The organism is Neisseria sp. KEM232 (assembly GCF_002237445.1).
Taxonomy (GTDB): Bacteria; Pseudomonadota; Gammaproteobacteria; order Burkholderiales; family Neisseriaceae; genus Neisseria.
Genome location: NZ_CP022527.1, coordinates 1967644 through 1985025 on the forward strand (window position 1 = coordinate 1967644; position 17382 = coordinate 1985025).

18 protein-coding genes, 1 tRNA gene and 1 pseudogene are annotated in these 17382 nt (G+C 56.7%); 13 read left to right on the top strand and 7 right to left on the bottom strand.

Annotation, left to right across the window (positions count from 1 at the left end):
- Window positions 1–97: 97 nt before the first annotated feature.
- From CGZ77_RS09750 to CGZ77_RS12140, 3 genes are read left to right on the top strand one after another with little or no spacing between them, the layout of a single operon-like run.
- Complete coding sequence (locus CGZ77_RS09750) at window positions 98–868, top strand: DNA adenine methylase (RefSeq protein ID WP_094031150.1); 771 nt, start codon at window positions 98–100, stop codon at window positions 866–868.
- A gap of 55 nt (window positions 869–923) precedes the next feature.
- Window positions 924–1283: a hypothetical protein gene (locus CGZ77_RS12135; protein WP_157697536.1), complete on the top strand. Its 360-nt coding sequence runs from the start codon at window positions 924–926 to the stop codon at window positions 1281–1283.
- Window positions 1276–1428, top strand: coding sequence for a hypothetical protein (locus CGZ77_RS12140; RefSeq protein WP_157058138.1), 153 nt, complete (start codon window positions 1276–1278; stop codon window positions 1426–1428). The genes CGZ77_RS12135 and CGZ77_RS12140 overlap by 8 nt, the downstream gene beginning before the upstream one ends.
- Here the strand turns inward: CGZ77_RS12140 and CGZ77_RS09755 are convergent.
- A pseudogene (locus CGZ77_RS09755) lies at window positions 1429–1923 on the bottom strand (IS630 family transposase); the annotation flags it as partial. It lies immediately after the preceding gene.
- Between the two features lie 183 nt (window positions 1924–2106).
- The gene (locus CGZ77_RS09760) at window positions 2107–2688 is read right to left on the bottom strand and encodes a TetR/AcrR family transcriptional regulator (protein ID WP_009425420.1); all 582 of its coding nucleotides are present in this window, start codon (window positions 2686–2688) and stop codon (window positions 2107–2109) included.
- A gap of 189 nt (window positions 2689–2877) precedes the next feature.
- Between CGZ77_RS09760 and CGZ77_RS09765 the strand changes: the two genes are divergently transcribed.
- From CGZ77_RS09765 to CGZ77_RS09775, 3 genes are all read left to right on the top strand, one after another.
- The gene (locus CGZ77_RS09765) at window positions 2878–4932 is read left to right on the top strand and encodes a TonB-dependent receptor (protein WP_009425418.1); all 2055 of its coding nucleotides are present in this window, start codon (window positions 2878–2880) and stop codon (window positions 4930–4932) included.
- Window positions 4933–5092: 160 nt separating this feature from the next.
- Window positions 5093–5509, top strand: a complete 417-nt coding sequence (locus tag CGZ77_RS09770; RefSeq protein ID WP_009425416.1) for a hypothetical protein — start codon at window positions 5093–5095, stop codon at window positions 5507–5509.
- An 83-nt stretch (window positions 5510–5592) separates the two neighbouring features.
- Window positions 5593–6822 carry an MFS transporter gene (locus CGZ77_RS09775; RefSeq protein WP_009425415.1) on the top strand — a complete coding sequence of 410 codons (1230 nt, stop codon included), beginning with the start codon at window positions 5593–5595 and terminating at the stop codon, window positions 6820–6822.
- An 88-nt stretch (window positions 6823–6910) separates the two neighbouring features.
- On the opposite strand, the gene CGZ77_RS09780 is transcribed toward CGZ77_RS09775, so the two are convergent.
- The 5 genes from CGZ77_RS09780 to hemE form a co-directional block, all read right to left on the bottom strand.
- Window positions 6911–7762 (bottom strand): HlyC/CorC family transporter, encoded by an 852-nt coding sequence (locus tag CGZ77_RS09780; RefSeq protein WP_009427141.1) that lies wholly within the window; start codon window positions 7760–7762, stop codon window positions 6911–6913.
- Between the two features lie 11 nt (window positions 7763–7773).
- Window positions 7774–8274 carry an rRNA maturation RNase YbeY gene (gene ybeY / locus CGZ77_RS09785; protein ID WP_009427142.1) on the bottom strand — a complete coding sequence of 167 codons (501 nt, stop codon included), beginning with the start codon at window positions 8272–8274 and terminating at the stop codon, window positions 7774–7776.
- 180 nt (window positions 8275–8454) lie between these two features.
- Entirely contained in the window at window positions 8455–9114 is a 660-nt protein-coding gene (gene ung / locus CGZ77_RS09790) for a uracil-DNA glycosylase (RefSeq protein ID WP_009427143.1), read from the bottom strand.
- 80 nt (window positions 9115–9194) lie between these two features.
- Entirely contained in the window at window positions 9195–10199 is a 1005-nt protein-coding gene (locus CGZ77_RS09795; protein ID WP_009427144.1) for a hypothetical protein, read from the bottom strand.
- A 360-nt stretch (window positions 10200–10559) separates the two neighbouring features.
- Window positions 10560–11621, bottom strand: a complete 1062-nt coding sequence (gene hemE, locus CGZ77_RS09800) for a uroporphyrinogen decarboxylase (protein ID WP_009427147.1) — start codon at window positions 11619–11621, stop codon at window positions 10560–10562.
- A 107-nt stretch (window positions 11622–11728) separates the two neighbouring features.
- Between hemE and lgt the strand changes: the two genes are divergently transcribed.
- The 7 genes from lgt to pheS all read left to right on the top strand — a co-directional run bounded on the left by lgt (window position 11729) and on the right by pheS (window position 17261).
- Window positions 11729–12586: a prolipoprotein diacylglyceryl transferase gene (gene lgt, locus CGZ77_RS09805; protein ID WP_036496606.1), complete on the top strand. Its 858-nt coding sequence runs from the start codon at window positions 11729–11731 to the stop codon at window positions 12584–12586.
- A 154-nt stretch (window positions 12587–12740) separates the two neighbouring features.
- A tRNA-Val gene (locus tag CGZ77_RS09810) sits at window positions 12741–12817 on the top strand.
- 55 nt (window positions 12818–12872) lie between these two features.
- Window positions 12873–14777 (top strand): threonine--tRNA ligase, encoded by a 1905-nt coding sequence (gene thrS, locus CGZ77_RS09815; RefSeq protein WP_009427149.1) that lies wholly within the window; start codon window positions 12873–12875, stop codon window positions 14775–14777.
- A gap of 22 nt (window positions 14778–14799) precedes the next feature.
- Window positions 14800–15324, top strand: a complete 525-nt coding sequence (infC, locus tag CGZ77_RS09820; protein ID WP_083479456.1) for a translation initiation factor IF-3 — start codon at window positions 14800–14802, stop codon at window positions 15322–15324.
- A 143-nt stretch (window positions 15325–15467) separates the two neighbouring features.
- The gene (gene rpmI, locus CGZ77_RS09825) at window positions 15468–15665 is read left to right on the top strand and encodes a 50S ribosomal protein L35 (protein ID WP_002232040.1); all 198 of its coding nucleotides are present in this window, start codon (window positions 15468–15470) and stop codon (window positions 15663–15665) included.
- Between the two features lie 13 nt (window positions 15666–15678).
- Window positions 15679–16038 carry a 50S ribosomal protein L20 gene (gene rplT / locus CGZ77_RS09830; protein ID WP_009427152.1) on the top strand — a complete coding sequence of 120 codons (360 nt, stop codon included), beginning with the start codon at window positions 15679–15681 and terminating at the stop codon, window positions 16036–16038.
- Window positions 16039–16271: 233 nt separating this feature from the next.
- The gene (pheS, locus tag CGZ77_RS09835) at window positions 16272–17261 is read left to right on the top strand and encodes a phenylalanine--tRNA ligase subunit alpha (protein ID WP_009427154.1); all 990 of its coding nucleotides are present in this window, start codon (window positions 16272–16274) and stop codon (window positions 17259–17261) included.
- Window positions 17262–17382: the final 121 nt, after the last annotated feature.

Here is a 17382-nt window from a genome sequence, read left to right on the forward strand (position 1 = left end):
CCATCTGTTCTTTGACAACCCGCAACACCCCCAAACTTTCAGACAACCGTTTAGAGCACCGTGAGTGCCGTTTTACCTTCGATATTCAGGAGACAAAATGACACAAAAACCCCAACCCTTGGTGCCTTGGATGGGCGGCAAACGCAGACTGGCAAAACACCTTATCCCCATGTTTCCCGAGCATTCCTGCTATGTCGAGCTGTTCGCAGGAGGAGCAGCACTGTTTTTCTTACGGCCGCAACCTGCCAAGTGCGAAGTCCTCAACGACATCGACGGCCAACTCATTAACCTTTACCGCGTAGTACAACACCATTTCGACGAATTTGTCCGGCAGTTTGACTGGACATTGACCAGCCGAGAAGTTTTTGCCCGGCTGCAATCCGTTCCCCCGGAGAGCATGACCGACATCCAGCGAGCCGCCCGTTTCTTTTACTTGCAGCAAACCGCCTTTGGCGGGAAGACCGTCCATCAACATTTTGGTACGACCACCACCTCAAAAGCATGGGATGCCTCTCAAATCAGAGCAAAGCTGACAGCGGCACGAAACCGCCTAAGCGGGGTATTTATCGAGAATGAGCCGTGGGAGCGTGGTTTCAAGCGATACGACCGCGAGCACACCTTCTTCTACGCCGATCCGCCGTATTGGCAGACTGCAGGCTACGACCGTGCTTTTGATTGGGCGCAGTATCAACTGCTGGCCAAAGTAATGAGTGAGAGTAAAGGAAAAATCATGTTGTCCATTAACGACCATCCGGACATCAGGAACTTGTTCAAAGACTTCCGCATTGCCCAGTTTGAACTGGCCTATTCCATCGGCAGGAGCAAAACCGGCAAGACAAGCGGCGAGCTGGCCATATGCAATTGGTAAATAAAAAGCGACGGCAACGTCGCTTTTATAAAAAAGTGAAAAAAGATTGCAGATAGTGCAACAAAAAACAAAACGGATTTTCTCAAGAATCAGCGCAGTTTTTCGCAGGCCGCTTCATCCTGCCCGCTATGCCGTTACCTATGAGAATGATGTTTCTTGGGAAAACCGAAAACATTGGATAGCGGGCACAACCATCAAGGTAATTGATACCAAAACCAACACACTGATGGCTGAAAAAACGATGTATGTTTTTGTGCCGGAATTAGGCTATTCCAAATTTGAGCAGAATCCGAATCCTTGGGGGAGAGGGGAAAGATGTCGTCCTAATGAAAATTCCTATGAGCAGAGAACTAGTACATTTGTAAGAAAAGTTTTACTTTCACCAGTATTCAAACCGGAGAATAAAAATGACTAATCAACAACAAAATACCAATACTAACCCTGCAACTATTTTAGAATTTGCTAGATTGCAATTGGCAGCAGAAGTTTTGTATGGGTTTAAAAATGCAAAACCAAACTGGAATCAGGCAGGTAAAAATCCAAATATAGGTAATCTATAGTCAAACAAAATAAAAAATATCCAACAAAGCCTGCTCAAAAGACAAACAGCCGGACATCACTTTCCCCAGATGCCGTTTGATATTCGCCCACACCTTTTCTATCGGGTTCAACTCAGGCGAATATGGCGGCAGCGGCAGAATGATATGTCCTGCCCTCTGCGCCATTTCACGCAGTACCGCCATCCTGTGAAAACGGGCGTTATCCATAATAATGACCGAAGGCTCTTTAAGCTCCTTCAACAGAAACTGCCCAAACCACGCTTCAAACAAGCTGCTGTCCATTGTGCCTTTGTAAACCATCGGCGCAATCAGTTTCCCATCCGCACGGGCGGCAACCAATGACATTCTTTCATAGCGTTTGCCGGAAATCCGCGCTTTGACAATCTGTCCCCTCAAGGCATAGGCATACGGGCGGTAATAGAAAGTATCAAAACCCGTTTCATCCAAGTAAACCTTTGGCATTTCTGAATATTGTTCCAGCTGTTTTTGGTATTCGTCGGCAGCGTCCGATGTGTATAAGAGACTGTCTGAAAAACCTGCGAAGCAGGTTTTTCAGACGGCCTTTTTCAGACGGCCTTTTTCAGACGGCCTTTTTCAGACGGCCTTTTTCAGACGGCCTTTTTCAGACGGCCTTTTTCAGACGGCCTTTTTCAGACGGCCTTTTTCAGACGGCCTTTTTCAGACGGCCTCACCCGCCAGTCCGTGCAGCAGCAGGCCGAGAATGTCCTGCGGCAGGCGTTGCGGCTCGGCGCTATAGCGCGGCAGCGTTTGCGCCTGTTCGGCCAATATGTCGGCGTGGCGGACGAACAGGCCGACCAGTTCGGCGGGAATGTCCGGACGTATCAGACCGCGCTGTTGCAGGGTGTGGAAGAAGCCGTGCAAAAAGACGTGCTTTTCTTCGTTTAATTCGCTGAAAAAACGCTCCAGCGCCAAATCGGTGTTGTCGGTCATGTCGCGCAAAAAGGCGGCGGAATACAGCTCGGCAAACGATTCGCGCTGCAGCCGCCAAAAGGTATCGGCAATGCTTTCCAATGTGCCGCATTGCGCCAATACGGCTTCCAATTCGGCGCGCACGCGGTTTTTCTGTTCGACAACCACCGCCTGCACGATGGCGCTTTTGCCGTTGAAATATTTGTAAAACGTCGGGCGGCTGACGGCGGCTTCGCGGCAGATTCTGTCAACGGATACGGCGGCAAAGCCGTGTTGGTGAAACAGTTGTCGGGCGGTGTCGGCGAGGATTTGCCGTTTGTTTGTGTTCATGTTTTTTGGCTTTCTCTGCAAATTTTTACGGCGGATTTTATGTTCAGACGGCCTGATGCCTCAAAACTATTCCTGATAAAGGCTTGCATTCTTCTTTTTGGTTGACTAAAATTTACAAATATCGTTATTTTAATGTAAATCTGTAAATTAAACTGCCTAAAAAGGCCGTCTGAAAACAAGGAGAACAATATGTGCCTGTCCCAACCCCGCCGCCTGCCGCTGCTTTTGGCGCTGGCGTTTGCCTGCCCCGCCTATGCCGACACCGACCAAACGCCCGAAAAAGCCGAAGAAAGCACGGCCTTGGAAGAAGTCGTCGTTACCGGCGAGCGCAGTAAACGCAGCGGCTTTGCCACCGGCACCAGCCACAAAGTCTTCACCACACCCGATATCGACCGCAGCGGCCACAATCTTTCCGCCACCGACCTGCTCAAGCAGACGGTGAACACCGTGGATTTGGGCAGCGGCAACGACCTGCCCACGGTGCGCGGCGTCGACGGCTCGGGGCCGGCGGTGGGTGCGGTAGCCTTTTTCGCCGGTACGCGGCCGCGCCTGAACCTCTCCATCGACGGGCGCTCCGCCACTTACAACGAATACGCTTTCGGCACGCAGTCGCTGTGGGACATGCAGCAGGTGGAAATCCTGCGCGGTGCGCAAAGCGACGTGCGCGGCCAGCACGCCATTGCGGGCGCAGTGGTGATGCGCTCGAAAGATCCGACGCCGCATTGGGAGGGCGCGCTGCGTTTGGGCTTGGGCAACCAGAAAACGCGCAACGCCGCCGCCGTGCTGTCCGGGCCGCTGGTCAAAGACAATCTGTCTTTCCGCCTCAGTGCCGAGCGCCAGCAGCGCGAAAGTTACGAGCCTTTTATTTCCTACGATCCCACCGGCAACCCGCGCCGCGTGGAAAACACCAATATCCGCTTCAAACTGCTCTACGCCCCCGCCGAGCATCCCGACCTGTTCAGCCGCCTCACCGTCAACCGCATCCGCTCGCGCGCGCCACAAAACGAAATCCTCGGCAATACTGCCAGCCGCCGTTTTCTCAAAGAAAAACCCGTATTTGTTACCGAATCGACCTCGGGCATCTGGGACATCTCGTGGCAGGCCGCGCCCAATCTGCGGCTGGAAAACAAGTTGGTGTACAGCCGCTACCAAAACGAGCGCCTGCATCTGCCGATGAGCGTCAGCCCGCAGGGCGTGCCGGCCGAACTGAAAGGGCGCGAATTCCAAATAGAGCCTACGCTGCACTGGCACACCGACTCAGGCCGTCTGAAAGGTCTGGCCGGGTTGCACTACTTCCGCAGCAGCCAGGACGAATGGGTGGACATCCGCGCCATCGGCGGTCGCAACACATTTGACGACCGCAACCGCGTCTCCGCCGCCTTCGCCGAAGTGACCGCCAGCCCGAACGACCAATGGGACATCACCCTGGCCGGACGCATCGAAAAAGAATCGCACAAGCGCCAAGGCGGCAGCGGCGCGCTGCATCTTGATCTCGACAAAGGCCAAACCGTATTCCTGCCCAAAATCGACATCGCCTACAAACCGTCGGCGCAATGGATTACCGGCCTCAAAGCCGTGCGCGGCTACAACCCCGGCGGCGCAGGCATCACCTTCGGCCGCCCCGTCGTTACCTACGCCTACGAACCCGAGTATGTGAACAACTTCGAGTGGTACACCCGCTGGAAAAGCCCCGACAAACGCCTGCAGCTGAGCGGCAACCTGTTCCACAGCCGCTATAAAGACATGCAGCTGCCGTTTTATCTCGGCACCAACTCCGTCGTTATCCGCAACGCCGAAGCCGCCCGCACCTACGGCGCGGAGCTGGGCGCCGACTGGCAGGCTGCCGAACATCTCAAACTCACCGCCGCCGTCGGCCTGTTGCACAGCAAAATCAGCCGCTACCCCAATAGCGGCATCGAAGGCAACCGCTTCGGCCGCGCACCGAAATACACCGCCAATCTCGGCGCAAAATACCTGCACCCGAGCGGCTTTGAAGCCGGCGGCGACATACGCTTTTCCGGCGGCTACTACTCCGCCGCCGACAACGCCGAAACCGGCAAAATCGGCAGCTACAGCCAAACCAATCTGTATGCCGCCTACAACTTCAAACAAGGCCGTGTGTCGCTGTATGCCGACAACGTCTTCAACAGCCGCCGCCCCGTATTCATCTCCACCGCCGACCGCCAAGACGCCCTCTACCAACGCCCCCGCAGCGTCGGCGCCAGCGTCGAATGGCGGTTTTGAGGCCGTCTGAATACCGCGCCAACCTACTCCCTCCCCTGCGCCCGCGCGGGGGAGGGGCGGGGTGGGGGTGGCAGTTTGCAAAACTGCTTGCCCGCCCGCACAAACGCCGTACAAACCGCAAAAGGCCGTCTGAAACCCCAACTGCAAAGGAAACTCCGCCATGCCCTTTTTCACCCCAATCAAAACCCTGCCCGAAGGCACGGTTTACTTCACCGACCTGACCCCCGTACAGGATTTCGCCGACTGGCTTGCCGAATTTGAAACCCTGTTGGCCGCCCACGCGCACAGCCCGTTTGCCACCGTTTGCGCTCCCATGCGCCTGCAAAAAAGCGACGGGCAGCGCATTGCCGACCGCAAAGCCTATCTGGCGTGGATTAAGGCGCATCAGCCGCAGCTTGCCGAACGCTGCGCCGCCATGCTGCTGGTTGAGCCAGATCCGCCGCAGCTTGAACTGATGCGCCAACAATCGGCCAAACTTGCCCCGTCGCTAGGCGTCAACTACATCGTCGAAGCAAGCGAAGCCGCCGCGCTGGCCGCTGCCGAAGCGGCATTGCAACGGCATGTGCAGGCCGTCTGAAAACCCGAATCCGCGCGTTCAGACGGCCTTTCCCGTACACCGCCCGCTTTCCGGCCGACAAACCCGCCACAAAAGGAGCCGCCATGACTAGGCCGTCTGAAATCCACGAAACATCCGCCCCGCGCCGCAGCGACTGGCTGCTGCTCGCGCTCGGCAGCACCTACAAATTCACCCTCGTCGGCTTTTACCTCGTCGCCCTGATGACCGTGCTTAAACACGACGGCTACAGCCTGAAACAGTTGAGCTGGGTGCAGCTTATCGGCGGCATCGAAGCGTTTAAAGTGCTGTTTGCCGCACTGATGGACGGCTGCCCGACAAGCCCGCGCGGGCGCTTCCGTCCGTGGCTGACGGGCGCGACGCTGGCGCTGGCCGCCGCATTCGCCGTGATGGCGTTTGCCGACGTGAGCCCGCATTTTCCTCTACTGCTGGCTTTGTGTTTGGTTTTGAGCGTATCGGGCACGCTCTACGGCTGCGCCATGCTCGGCCTAAGCTGCATCGTCCTACCCAAGCGCGAACTCGGCTTCGGCGGCGTGGTGCAAACCATGGCCGCACGCGGCGGCAAAATGATCGGCGGCGCACTGGTATTGTGGTTTTACCAGCAACACGGCTTTCAGACGGCCTGCGCCTTCATGCTGGCCTTTACCCTGCTGCTGCTTGCCTTGATTTTGCCCTACCGCGAGCCTGCAAGCCGCGCGGCGGGCGGCAGCGTGGCGCAGCTTGCCGCGCGGCTGTTTGCCTTCTGGCGGCAGCCGCACACGGGGTGGTGCTGGTTTGCCCTGTTGTTTTTCGCCACCCTGCCCTACGCCTTTTGCGCCGCCGTGTTCGTACCCAAGCTCGCCGACGCGGGCTACACGCCCGTGCAAACCGGCAACATCCTCGCTGTCGCCATCCCCGTTGCCTGCCTGATTGTTACCCCGCTGGCAGGCCGCCTCGCCCGCAGCCGTGCTCCGCAAAGCCTGATGCTGCCGCTTTTTGCGCTGCAACTGCCGCTGCTGCTGGCCAACGCCGCGGTCGGATACACCGGCGCCCCCGCGTGGGTCAGCCCCGCGTTGATGGTTGCCCTCAGTCTCGGCTACACCCTGCTGATGCCCGTATTGCTTGCGCTGATGATGGAAAAATCCAGCCGCCAAACCGCCGCCCTCGACAGCAGCCTGCAATTTTCCGTCATCCTCACCGGCAGCTACGCCGCCGGTTTCGCCGCCCTGCGCCTGGCGCAGCATTGGGGCTACGGCAGCGTCTTCCTTGCCGCCGTACTGCTCGCCCTGCCCGCAGGCGGCATGATGTACCGCATGGGCAAAAACAAGGCCGTCTGAAAAACCTGCGAAGCAGGTTTTTCAGACGGCCTTTTCAGACGGCCTTGCAAATCCGAACGGCCTTGGCGGGTGATGCCAAGGCCGTTTGTCAGTTTGGTTCTTTTTTTGTTGCCGTTTTGATTTTCACCGCCATCAGGGTGTGCAGGCGGCGGGGGTCGGCGCGGGCGACGGTGAAGAGCAGGGGGGGCAGGGCGATTTTGTCGCCGCGCACGGGCAGGCGGCCGAGTTCGCGGATGACGAGGCCGCCTATGCTGTCGGCTTCTTCGCCGGAATAATCGGTGCCGAAGTAGGTGTTGATGTCGTCGATTTCGGTTTGGGCGTTGATGCGCCAGCGCTCGGATGAGACGGGGAAGATGTTGTCGGCGGAGTCGTCTTCGTCGAATTCGTCTTCGATGTCGCCGATGATTTGTTCGATGACGTCTTCAAAGGTGACGAGGCCGGAGGTGCCGCCGTATTCGTCGACGACGATGGCCATGTGCAGGCGTTGTTCGCGGAAGATTTTCAGCAGGGCGTTGAGGCTTTTGCCTTCGGGGACGAAGCAGGCGGGGCGCAGCAGGCTTTCGAGGTCGAAGGGTTCGCTGCTGCCGATGTATTTGAGCAGGTCTTTGGCGTGGAGGATGCCGAGGATGGTGTCCTTGTCGCCGTCGATGACGGGGAAGCGGGAGTGGGCGGTTTCGATGATGTAGGGGATGATGCGTTCCAGGCTGTCGCCGGCTTTGACGACGCTCATCTGCGAGCGGGTGATCATGGCGTCGCGCACTTCGAGTTCGGCGAAGTCGAGGACTTTTTCCAGCCGCTGCATGGTGTCGGCGTCGAAGGCTTGTTGTTCGTGCGCCTGCTGCAGCAGGGCGAGGACGCCTTCGGCGGTGTCGGGGGCGTTGCCGCTGAGGCGGTGGATGATGCGTTCGAGGAAGTTGGGTTTCGACGGGCTGTCGTCCATTGTGTTTGTTCCTATTTGTACGGGTCGGGGTATGCTAACTGATGCAGCAATTCGGTTTCAAGGGCTTCCATTTCTTCGGCTTCGTCATCGTCGATGTGGTCGTAGCCCATGAGGTGCAGGACGCCGTGGACGGTGAGGTGGGCGTAGTGCTGTTCGGGGGTTTTGCCTTGTTCGGCGGCTTCTTTGAGGACGACTTGGGGGCAGATGACGAGGTCGCCGTGCAGGCCGTCTGAAAGGGCGGGGAGGGTTTCGCCTTCGTCGAGGGCGAAGCTTAATACGTTGGTGGCGTAGTCTTTGCCGCGGTAGTCGCGGTTGCAGGCGCGGGCTTCTTCTTCGTCGAGGAGGACGACGGAGATGTCGGCGCGGCGGTATTGTTGTTTGACGGCCTGCCACGCCCAGCGGCGGAATTGGTTTTCAGACGGCACTTCGGCGGCGGTTGAGCGGTTGTCGAAGTGGAGGGCGAGGCGTTGGCGCAGGATTTTTTTGAAGGGGTAGCGTTTGGCGCGTTTCATGGGCGGCTTGGCGTGAAAAAGACGGGATGATACTGGAAAACGGCGGCGCGGGGCATTTTGTCCTTCGGAGGCCGTTCCTGTCAGTACCCCTTCGGGGCATAAACGCGGGAATGACGTTTCTGAAAACGGGTTCTGCGTTTTCAGACGGCCATTTTCAGACGGCCTTTTTGTATTCGCGGCTCATACCTGCCAGTCGATGGGGCTTTGACCGTGTGCTGCAAGATAGGCGTTGGTTTGCGAGAAGGGGCGGCTGCCGAAGAAGCCGCGGTAGGCGGAGAGGGGGGAGGGGTGGGGCGAGGTGAGGACGAGGTGGCGGCTGCGGTCGATGAACGCGCCTTTTTTTTGCGCGTGGCTGCCCCAGAGGATGAAGACGAGGTGTCGGCGTTCTTCGGCAAGGCGGCGGATGACGGCGTCGGTGAAGGTTTCCCAGCCGAGGGCGGCGTGGGAGTGGGCTTGTCCGGCGCGGACGGTGAGGACGGTGTTGAGCAGGAGCACGCCCTGATCGGCCCAGTGTTGCAGGCAGCCGTGGGCGGGGACGGTAAAGCCGGGGATGTCGTCGGCGAGTTCTTTGTAGATGTTTTGCAATGAGGGCGGCACGGGGATGTTTTCGCGCACGGAGAAGGCGAGGCCGTGTGCCTGGCCTGCGCCGTGGTAGGGGTCTTGGCCGAGGATGACGGCTTTGACGCCGCCAAATTCGGTGGCTTTGAAGGCGTTGAAGACGTCGGCGGCGGGCGGGTAGACGGTTTGTCCGGCGGCGCGTTCGGCGCGGACGGTGTCGAGGATGGCTTGGAAGTAGGGCTTTTGTTTTTCGCCGGCGAGGGCTTCTGTCCAGGTGTTCATGGCAAAACGGGCTGGTGGGCGGGAGGCGGATTATACAGGGAAGGCCGTCTGAACGGGTTTCAGACGGCCTTTTGCACCCTTTACGACAGGTGCAGGATGGAGTGGCAGATTTCGCCGTTGAGGCGTTCGGTGACGTGCCAGTTGGAGTTGTCGTTGAGGGTGAGCCAGCGGCGCTCTTCGGTTCGGTAGAACCATTCTTTGTCGTTCTGGTAGAAGACTTGGATGTTGCGCGCTTCTAGGATGTTGAGGATTTCGTTGGAGTGCGAGCGGGTGTCGTCGAAGTCGGTGACGGCGCGCTGTCCCATTTCGCTGTATTGGGCGTTGAGGATGAGCAGCAGGTCGTTGGTGGCTTTGTCGAGATCGCGGGCGTTGAGGCCGATGCGGCGGGCTTCTTTGGTGAGGATGGGGTAGCTGTGGGTGGGGTAGCCGGAGTTGAGCATTTCGGCGATGCTGTGCACGCGCACGGGGTCGCCGATGTGGTAGGAGAGCAGCTCTTCGCACAGTTTGATCGACAGCGACTCGGCTCTGTCTACCGCGCCGATGACGAGGGGGTGGACGTAGTCGAACAGGGATTTGTAGGGGTTGGAGCCGGTGTCTTCGGTGTTTTTCTGCCAGAGTTTGACGACGCGGTTGAGTTCGTCGAGGCTGACGGAGACGCGGTCGTTGTCGCGGTCGATGGGCGAGAGGTCGTGTGTGAGGGAGGTGTCCACCGAGCTGAGGTAGGCCATCGGCCCCATTTGGATTTCGTCGGCGCCGATGGCCATCATGGTGGCGGCAGAGGCGCATTGCAGGGGAATCAGGCTGACGAGGCTGCGGCAGTGGCTGCGGATGAGGTTGATCATGCGCAGGGCTTCTTTGCCCGAGCCGCCGTCGCTTTTGATGAAGAGGTAGACGGTGTCGTGCTGGTCGACGTGTTCGAGGATGCGGTAGAGGGCGAGCACGTCGTTGCGGCAGATGCTGCCGCCGTTGCTGTTCCAATAGCACAAAAGCGGGGCGTTCAGACGGCCTTCCAGTTCGGCGATGATTTCCTGTGTTTCGGCAAACAGGCGCGGGGGTTGTTTGATGACTGCTTCGTTTTCACTCATGATGAACCTTCTTTGTTTTGTCGGCGGCAGGCCGTCCCCGCCGTATTTTGCGGGATGCCGTTTCTGAAAACGGATACGGGCGGGCCGTCTCGGGTTGTCGAGCCGGGAATGAAGCGTTTTTCTGATTGCGGACGGAGAGTTCGTTTACATATTATAACCAAGTATGGTTATGCTGTAACAGAAAATTACACTCAAGCGTCGTGCCGCCCGTTTTGCTTTTTCAGACGGCCTTTGGGGTGCGGAGGCCGTCTGAAAAACGGCGGCGCGGTTTTGGCGGCGGGATGCGGACGGTGTTTCTAACAGGGCGGGGTGGCGAAAGGCCGTCTGAAACGTTTTCAGACGGCCTTTCGCCTGCTTGGATCAAAGATGGTATTGGTGCGACAGCTCGTGTACCGAGTCCACCAGAATCTTGGCGTGTTCGGGGTCGGCGTGCTGGTTGATGCCGTGGCCGAGGTTGAATACATGGCCGCTGCCTGCGCCGTAATCGGCCAGAATGCGCGACACTTCGGCGCGGACGGCTTCGGGCGTGCCAAACAGCGCGAAGGGGTCGAAATTGCCCTGCAGGGCAACTTTACCGCCGACGCGCGCGCGGGCTTGGCCAATGTTGCACGTCCAATCCAAACCCAGCGCGTCCGCGCCGCTTTCGGCCATCGCCTCGAGCCACAGTCCGCCGCCTTTGGCAAACAGGATAACGGGCACGCGGCGGCCTTCGTTTTCGCGTTTGAGGCCGGCGACAATCTGCTTCATATAGCGCAGGCTGAATTCTTGGAAAGCCGCGTCGCTCAACACGCCGCCCCAAGTGTCGAAAATCTGCACCGCCTGTGCGCCCGCGTCGATTTGCGCGTTGAGATAGGCGGTTACGGCCTGCGCGTTGACTTCCAAAATTTTGTGCAGCAGATCGGGGCGCGAGTACATCATGGTTTTGATGGTGCGGAATTCCTTGCTGCTGCCGCCCTCGACCATGTAGCAGGCCAGCGTGAACGGGCTGCCGGAAAACCCGATCAGCGGCACACGGCCGTTTAAGGCGCGGCGGATGGACGTTACCGCGTCAAACACATATTGCAGACGCGCCATGTCGGGTACGGCCAGCTTGGCAATGTCGGCTTCGTGTTGCAGCGGCCGCTCGAATTTCGGCCCTTCGCCTTCGGCAAAATACAGCCCCAAACCCATCGCGTCGGGCACGGTAAGGATGTCGGAAAACAAAATCGCTGCGTCCAAATCGAAACGCTCGAGCGGCTGGATGGTAACTTCGGTGGCCAGTTCGGTGTTTTTGCACAAATCCAAAAAGCTGCCGGCGCGTGCGCGGGTGGCTTTGTATTCGGGCAGATAGCGTCCGGCCTGCCGCATCATCCAAACCGGCGTGTATTCGACGGGCTGTTTGAGCAGGGCGCGGAGGAAGGTGTCGTTTTTCAGGGGCTGCATGGCGTAATGTTTTGAAAACGGTTGAAAAGCGGGCGATTATAGCCGAAAGGCCGTCTGAAAAGCGGGTTTTGCGTATAATGCCGCCTTTTGTTTTTCAGGTGCTTTACATGATTATCCACCCGCAGTTCGATCCCGTTGCCCTCCAACTCGGGCCGCTTGCCATCCGCTGGTACGCGCTCAGCTATATTGTCGGCTTTGTCCTTTTTATGTGGCTCGGCCGCCGCCGCATCAAAAAGGGCGGCACGCCGTTTACCAATGAAATGCTCGACGATTTCCTCACCTGGGGCGTGCTCGGCGTCATCCTCGGCGGGCGGCTCGGTTTCGTGCTGTTTTACCAGCCGGAATATTATTTGTCGCACCCGACCGACATTATTAAGGTGTGGAACGGCGGCATGTCTTTTCACGGCGGCTTTCTCGGCGTGGTGGCGGCAAGCTGGCTGTTCGCCCGCAAGCACGGTTTGAAATGGTTGCAGGTGCTCGACTTTATCGCACCGCTGGTGCCGCTCGGCCTGGCTTCGGGACGCATCGGTAATTTCATCAACGGCGAGCTGTGGGGGCGGATTACCGATCCCGCCGCCTTTTGGGCAATGGGTTTTCCGCAGGCGGCCGACGTGGACGCGCGTCTGGCGGCGGGCAACGCGCAGTGGGCGCAGTGGCTGCTGCAATACGGTGCGCTGCCGCGCCATCCGTCGCAGCTTTACCAGTTTGCGCTGGAAGGCGTGCTGCTGTTTGTTGTCGTATGGCTGTTTTCAAACAAACCGCGCCCGACGGGGCAGACGGCGATGCTGTTTCTCGCAGGCTACGGCCTGTTCCGCTTTATCGCCGAATACGCCCGCCAGCCCGACGATTATCTCGGCCTGCTGACGCTGGGGCTGTCGATGGGGCAGTGGCTCAGCCTGCCGATGCTGGTGTTGGGCGCGGCCGGTTTCGTTTGGTTCGGCAAACGGGGAAAACAGGCGGCTTAAAGGTTTCAGACGGCCTCTGTATGGAAACAAAGAGGCCGTCTGAAAACAGAAATGCGGCGCAAAACAGACGTTTCTCGACAAGAGGCCGTCTGAAAACATCCGCCCGCTTGCCAAACGCACGGCGCGGCAATATAATCCGCGCTTTCCTAAATACAGGCACGTAGCTCAGTTGGTTAGAGCACCACCTTGACATGGTGGGGGTCGTTGGTTCGAGTCCAATCGTGCCTACCAAATTTTCCAAACGGCATTTATGCCGTTATTTTTATAAATAAATCCGGAGTTTTTGATGTTGAATATCACCCTGCCTGACGGTTCCGTCCGCCAGTACGAAGCCCCCGTTACCGTGGCACAGATTGCCGCGTCTATCGGCTCGGGTCTGGCGAAAGCGACGGTGGCAGGCAAGGTAAACGGCCGCTTGGTCGATGCGTCTGATCCGATTTATGAAGACGCTTCCGTCCAAATCATTACGCCCAAAGACAAAGAAGGCGTCGAAATCATCCGCCATTCCTGTGCCCACTTGGTCGGACACGCCGTCAAGCAGCTTTATCCCGATGCCAAAATGGTTATCGGGCCGGTAATCGAAGACGGCTTTTATTACGACATCGCCACGGAAAAACCGTTTACGCCCGAAGATATGGCCGCCATCGAAGCGCGGATGAAAGAGTTGATTAATCAGGATTACGATGTGGTCAAAATCATGACCCCGCGTGCCGAAACCGTCAAAATCTTCCAGGAGCGCGGCGAAGATTACAAATTGCGCCTGATTGACGATATGCCTGATGTACAGGAAATGGGTTTGTACCATCACCAAGAATACGTCGATATGTGCCGCGGGCCGCACGTTCCCAATACCCGTTTCCTGAAAAACTTCAAGCTGACCAAGCTGGCTGGCGCGTACTGGCGCGGCGATAGCAACAACGAGATGCTGCAACGTATTTACGGTACGGCATGGGCAAGCAAAGACGAATTAAAAGCCTACATCCAGCGTATCGAAGAGGCGGAAAAACGCGACCACCGCCGCTTGGGCAAACAGCTCGATTTGTTCCATCTGCAAGACGAAGCCCCGGGCATGGTGTTTTGGCATCCGCGCGGCTGGGCATTGTGGCAGGCCATCGAGCAGCATATGCGTAAAGAGCTTGATGCGGCAGGCTACCGCGAAGTCAAAACGCCGCAGATTATGGATAAAACCTTCTGGGAAAAATCCGGCCACTGGGAAAACTACAAAGACAATATGTTTGTTACCCAGTCGGAAAAACGCGAATATGCGGTCAAGCCGATGAACTGCCCGGGTCATGTTCAGATTTTCAACAACAGCCTGCGCTCCTATCGCGACCTGCCGATGCGTTTGGCCGAGTTCGGTTCGTGCCACCGCAACGAGCCTTCCGGTGCTTTGCACGGTCTGATGCGTGTACGCGGATTTGTACAGGATGATGCACATATTTTCTGTACTGAAGAGCAGATTGTTGATGAAGCCCGCCGTTTTAACGAGCTTTTGGTGCGGATTTACCGCCAGTTCGGCTTTAACGATGTGGCCGTAAAACTCTCTCTGCGTCCCGAGCAGCGCGCCGGTTCCGATGAAATTTGGGATAAGGCCGAGCAGGGTTTGCGCGATGCGCTGACTGCTTGCGGCGTGGAGTGGGAGGAATTGCCGGGTGAGGGTGCGTTTTACGGCCCGAAAATCGAATACCATGTTAAAGATGCCATCGGCCGTTCTTGGCAGTGCGGCACTTTGCAGCTTGATTTTGTTTTGCCCGAGCGTTTGAATGCCGAGTATGTAACTGAAAACAATGACCGCGCTCGTCCGGTGATGCTGCACCGCGCAATTTTGGGTTCTTTGGAGCGCTTCATCGGTATTCTGATTGAAAACCACGCCGGTTCGTTCCCATTGTGGCTGGCACCGGTTCAGATGGTGGTGATGAATATCACCGAAAATCAGGCGGATTACTGCCGTGAAGTGGTTGAAAAACTGCGTGCAGAAGGTTTCCGTGTTGAATTGGATTTACGTAACGAAAAAATCGGCTACAAAATCCGTGACAACAGCCAATACCGCTTCCCGTATCAGATTGTGGTTGGCGATAAAGAAAAGGAAAACGGCCAAGTGGCTGTGCGCCGCAAGGCAGAAGATTTGGGTTCATTGAATCTTGACGACTTTATCTCCCGCTTGAAAGTGGAAATGGCCGAGATTCAGTAAATTATTAATTGTTAAAAGGAGTATTACCATCGCTCAAGAACGCGAAGCACGAATCAACGGCGAAATTACCGCTAAAGAAGTGCGATTGATCAGTGGTACAGGCGAACAGCTTGGTGTTGTGTCTGTCCGTGAAGCTTTGGCTATGGCCGAAGAGCAGGATGTCGATTTGGTGGAGATTTCCCCGACTGCCAAACCGCCCGTGTGCAAGCTCATGGATTTTGGCAAGTATAAATACCAGCAGGCCAAAAAACGTGACGAGGCCAAGAAAAACCAAAAGCAGGTGCAGATTAAGGAAATCAAATTCCGCCCAGGTACGGACGAAGGCGATTACCAAATCAAAATGCGCAACATCAACCGCTTTTTGGCCGACGGCGACAAGGTGAAAGTAACCCTGCGTTTCCGTGGACGCGAAATGGCGCATCAACAGCTTGGCGCGCAGCTTTTGGAGCGCGTTAAAGAAGAATTGGCCGAAGTGGCGCAAATCGAATCCTTCCCGAAAATGGAAGGCCGCCAAATGGTTATGATGATTGCGCCCAAGAAAAAATAAAACTATAATCCGCCGCTTGCCTTGTCCGCCGCGCAAGGCAAGTTTGATTTGAGCGGCAAAAACCGTGGCATTCGGGTGTCAAGCGTTTGAAAAGAGACTCAAACCCCCTTATGCCTTATCTAAAAAACGAATGGAGTTTTCCCATGCCTAAAATGAAAACCAAGTCCAGCGCGAAAAAACGCTTTAAAGTGCTCGGTAACGGCGGCGTAAAACGCGCTCATGCGTTCAAGCGCCATATCCTGACCAAAAAAACCACCAAAAACAAACGCCAGCTGCGCGGCACCTCTATGGTAAACGACCGCGATTTGGCTTCTGTTGCCAAAATGTTGCCCTACGCTTAAAGGAGTTTGAACTATGCCACGCGTAAAACGCGGTGTAACCGCACGTGCCCGTCATAAAAAAGTATTAGCATTGGCCAAAGGCTATCGCGGACGCCGTAAAAACGTCTACCGCGTTGCCAAACAGGCAGTCATGAAAGCAGGCCAATATGCCTACCGCGACCGCCGTCAGCGCAAACGCCAATTCCGTCAACTATGGATCGTCCGTATCAACGCCGGTGCGCGTGAAAGCGGTTTGTCTTACAGCAAATTCATGAACGGCCTCAAACGTGCCGCTATCGAAATCGACCGTAAAGTATTGGCTGATTTGGCTGTATTTGACAAAGCTACCTTTGCCCAATTGGTAGAAAAAGCAAAAGCCGCTTTGGCTGCTTAATTGCTTTTGACCGTATAAAACAAAAAAGGAAACTTCGGTTTCCTTTTTTGTTTATGTGTTTGATTCTTTTCCGAAACATCTGTTTTTCTTGTGCAAAAAATGTCAGTTTGCGCTAAAATAACGCCCATTCAATATCCAGCGGAGCGGCCGCAGCGAAATGATAAGGCCGTCTGAACATTCAGACGGCCTTTGTTGATTCCGGTACGGCGGCCGTCACATACAGGCAAACAATCATGGAAAATGCAAACCGTATCACCGCCGCCGGCATCGCCGCCATCGAAGCCGCTGCCGACCAGCAGACGCTTGAACTTGTCAAAGCCCAATATCTCGGTAAAACCGGCGAACTCAACGCCCTGCTCAAGCAGCTCGGACAAATGTCGCCCGAAGAGCGCAAAACCGTCGGCGCGCACATCAACGAGTGCAAAAATCGTTTTCAGGCTGCCTACAACGCCAAGCGCGATGCGCTGAACGAAGCCAAGCTGCAACAGCGCCTGGCCGCCGAAGCGCTCGACATTACCCTGCCCGGCCGCAGCCAAGAGCAAGGCGGCCTGCATCCCGTTACCCTGACCCTGCAACGCGTGGTCGAACTCTTCCACGGACTCGGCTTCGACGTGGCCGACGGCCCCGAAATCGAAGACGATTTCCACAATTTCCAAGCGCTCAACATCCCGCAAGACCATCCCGCCCGCGCCATGCAGGACACTTTTTATGTCGAAAACGGCGACGTTTTGCGCACCCACACCTCGCCCATCCAAATCCGCTACATGCTCGACAAAAAAGAGCCGCCCATCCGCATCATCGCCCCCGGCCGCGTGTACCGCGTGGACAGCGACGCCACCCATTCGCCGATGTTCCACCAAGCCGAAGGCCTGTGGGTGGAAGAAGGCGTAACCTTTGCCGACCTTAAAGCCGTGTTCACCGACTTTATCCGCCGCTTTTTCGAGCGCGACGATTTGCAGGTGCGCTTTCGCCCCTCGTTCTTCCCCTTCACCGAACCCTCCGCCGAAATCGACATCATGGGCGACAACGGCAAATGGCTGGAAGTGGGCGGCTGCGGCATGGTGCATCCCAACGTGTTGAAAAACGTCAATATCGATCCCGAAAAATACACCGGCTTCGCCTTCGGCATCGGCCTCGACCGCTTCGCCATGCTGCGCTACGGCGTAAACGATTTGCGCCTGTTTTTTGACAACGACTTGGCGTTTTTGAAGCAGTTTTCTTGAAAATGGCTGTCTGAAAAGTTTTCAGGCTGCCTGTTAAAGTACAAGAGCGATTCGATAGAGACGCCGGCTCCCAAATTCGCGACGCATTACGTCCTGAATTCACACAGGTTTTGAGCAAACG